Source organism: Pseudomonas sp. (genome assembly GCF_036387035.1).
In the GTDB taxonomy this organism is placed as follows: domain Bacteria; phylum Pseudomonadota; class Gammaproteobacteria; order Pseudomonadales; family Pseudomonadaceae; genus Aquipseudomonas.
Genome location: NZ_DASVUM010000115.1, coordinates 1 through 2,512, shown reverse-complemented (window position 1 = coordinate 2,512; position 2,512 = coordinate 1). Strand labels below are relative to the sequence as shown.

The 2,512-nt window shown below is 61.5% G+C and carries 3 protein-coding genes; all 3 read right to left on the bottom strand.

Annotated elements, in window-relative coordinates:
• The coding region (hppD, locus tag VF672_RS10625; RefSeq protein ID WP_331104446.1) for a 4-hydroxyphenylpyruvate dioxygenase at positions 1 to 859 on the bottom strand (859 nt) is incomplete at its 3' end.
• A gap of 142 nt (positions 860 to 1,001) precedes the next feature.
• Positions 1,002 to 1,634: a maleylacetoacetate isomerase gene (gene maiA / locus VF672_RS10620; protein ID WP_331104444.1), complete on the bottom strand. Its 633-nt coding sequence runs from the start codon at positions 1,632 to 1,634 to the stop codon at positions 1,002 to 1,004.
• 97 nt (positions 1,635 to 1,731) lie between these two features.
• Positions 1,732 to 2,505 carry a transcriptional regulator GlcC gene (glcC, locus tag VF672_RS10615; RefSeq protein WP_331104448.1) on the bottom strand — a complete coding sequence of 258 codons (774 nt, stop codon included), beginning with the start codon at positions 2,503 to 2,505 and terminating at the stop codon, positions 1,732 to 1,734.
• Positions 2,506 to 2,512: the final 7 nt, after the last annotated feature.

Sequence of the window (2,512 nt, the reverse complement as noted above, 5' to 3'; positions counted from 1 at the left end):
GCTCCGGTTCGCCGTGGTTGGGCAGGCGGCCTTCGAGCATTTCGTAATACGTGTCAGGCGGCGGGGTCATGAAGCGCATGCCCAGCGCCTTCAGACGATCCCAGGTGTCGATGAGGTTTTCAGTGAAGAACGCGACGTGCTGAATCCCTTCGCCGTTGAATTTCATCAAAAACTCTTCGATCTGCCCGGCGCCTTTGGAGGACTCCTCGTTGAGCGGGATGCGGATCATGCCGTCCGGCGCCGTCATCGCCTTGGACGTCAGGCCGGTGTACTCGCCCTTGATGTCGAAGTAACGCAGCTCGCGGAAGTTGAACAACTTCTCGTAGAAGTTCGCCCAGTAGGCCATCCGGCCGCGATAGACGTTGTGGGTCAGGTGATCGATGAACTGCAGGCCGGCGCCCTTGGGGTGACGGTCGACACCTTCGAGGTAGACGAAATCGATGTCATAGATCGAGGTGCCTTCGCCGAAGCGGTCAATCAGGTACAACGGCGCGCCGCCAATGCCCTTGATTGCCGGCAGGCGCAGTTCCATCGGCCCGGTGCCGATTTCCACCGGCTGCGCGCCCAGTTCAAGAGCGCGCTTGTAGGCCATTTGCGAATCCTTGACGCGGAAGGCCATGCCACACACGGAAGGACCGTGCTCCGCAGCAAAGTAGGACGCTTCGCTATTGGGCTCGTTGTTGAGGACGATGTTAATCGCGCCCTGACGGTACAGGGACACGTTCTTGGAGCGGTGATGGGCCACCTTCGTGAAGCCCATGATTTCGAACACCGGTTCGAGCACGTTCGGGGTGGGCGAGGCGAATTCGATGAATTCGAAGCCCATCAGGCCCATTGGATTTTCATAGAGATCAGTCACGGTCTTGCTCCTGCTAAAAAGTGAGAGGCACAGCGGCTCGAATCACGATTCAGCAGGTGGCGCGCAGGAAATTCCCCGCACGCTGCGGGCGAGGAAGTCGCCGAAGATCAATTGCAGCCCGAAGCTTTTCATGGGGGAAAGATTACTCCGGCTTGTCCGATTGCGCATCGGGATGGGCGGTCTGAAACGCTGGATGCTGCAACGCCAGGGCTTCGACCCGGCAAATACGCGGGTATGGGCGCATGTTCACGTTGAAGCGCCGCGCGGCATACACCTGAGGCAGTAGATAAACGTCGGCCAAGCCTGCGGCACCGAAGCAAAATTCACTGTCGCCGATCAGCGCTTCCACTGCGGCGAAGCCTTCGCCGATCCAGTGCCCGATCCACGCCGTCACATCACCTTCGTCATGGCCCAGACCGCGCAAACGATTGAGCACGGCGACGTTGTGCAGCGGGTGAATGTCGCAGCCGATCAGGGCGGCTACTTGCCGATGGTGAGCGCGGTCGAGCGGCGCGCCGGGGAGCAATGCAGGTTGGGGGGACACTTCTTCGAGGTATTCGATGATCGCCATGGACTGGATGATTACTTTGCCGTCGTCCAGCCTGAGCGCGGGAACGCGGCCCTGGGGGTTGATCGCCAGGTAGTCCGGCATGTGGTGTTCGCCGCCGTCGCGGATCAGGTTGACCGGCACGGCGCTGAACGCCAGGCCTTTCAGCGCCAGGGCAATGCGCACCCGGTAGCTGGAGGTTGATCGGTAATACGTGAAAAGATCCACGGGGCTGGCCCTGTCATTGTTTTTGTTGTTGGGGTGACGCCGGCGTAAACGGTTTACGCAATGCGTAAACTGCGGCAATGACTGTTGACTGTCAAGCTCAGGCCCAGCCCTCCAGCCGCAACGTGGCGCGTACCAGTCGTTGCTCCTCGCTTTCGATCTCGCGCAGGTTTTCGCAGATGTTCTGGATATGCGCCACAGCGGCCTTGCGCGCCTGCTCCGGCAAACGCCCGGTGACCGCGTTGTAAAGCCGGGCGTGATGCCGGTCGATCTGGCGCTTCTGGGCGTCACGGTGATAGAGGTTGTTGACCGAGGCGAACACCGTGTTGAGCAGCAAATCCGTCAATGAGCGCAGGGTCTGCACCAGCACCGGGTTGTGCGACGCCTCACAGATCGCCAAGTGGAAGGCATGGTCGAGCCGGGCGTGTTCGGACGCCGGCAGCGGGTGGTCATGGGCGGCAACCAAAGCGTCGTAGGCACGGGTGATCATCACGAAATCCGCGGCGGTGCCGCGCAACGCCGCCAGCCGTGCGGATTCCCCTTCCAGCAAGCTGCGCACCTCGAACAGGTCATACAGCGTGCGCGGCTGGGAGGCGAACAAGTGCATCAACGGCGAGCTGGCAGCCAGCCCCAGGCCGCCCATCTGCGCGACAAAAGAGCCCTTGCCCTGACGCGTTTCGATAATGCCCCTGGCGCGCAGCAGCTGCAGGCCCTCACGCAAGGCCGTGCGCGACACCCCGAGCTTTTCGGTCAGCCGCCGCTCGGAGGGCAGCAACTGGCCGACCTTGAGCACGCCGTCGACAATCAGCCGCTCAATGCGCTCACTGACCACATCGGCCACCTGCGGCGCACGTTTTGTTTCGGGATTCTGCATGGACACA